The organism is Pelomicrobium sp. G1, from assembly GCF_051905455.1.
Lineage (GTDB): Bacteria > Pseudomonadota > Gammaproteobacteria > Burkholderiales > UBA6910 > Pelomicrobium.
Genome location: NZ_JBQACR010000619.1, coordinates 1 through 235 on the forward strand (window position 1 = coordinate 1; position 235 = coordinate 235).

A 235-nucleotide genomic window follows, 5' to 3' on the forward strand; every position below is an offset into this window, starting at 1 on the left:
CCGCCGGCACCTGAGGGAGCAGCTCCAGGATCTCCTTGGTCCGCTCCTTTAGCTGGAGCACCCGGGCCTCGATTTCCGCGCTCTTGGGCTCCTCTTCCTGGATGCGCTGGACGCGGGCCACCATGAAAGGCCAGCCTTCCAGGAACCGGAGCACCCGGAAGCGGCTTTCACCCTGGGCCAAGATGTGGTGGGTGCCGTCCGGCGTGGTGACGTAACGCAGCATGTTGGCCACCGT

Annotated in this window: 1 protein-coding gene; it reads right to left on the minus strand. The window is 66.0% G+C overall.

Annotation, left to right across the window (positions count from 1 at the left end):
* Window positions 1–223, minus strand: a 223-nt coding sequence (locus ACTFO6_RS19870) for an LON peptidase substrate-binding domain-containing protein (protein WP_439936005.1), incomplete at its 3' end; no start/stop codon positions are given.
* Between the last annotated feature and the right edge of the window lie 12 nt (window positions 224–235).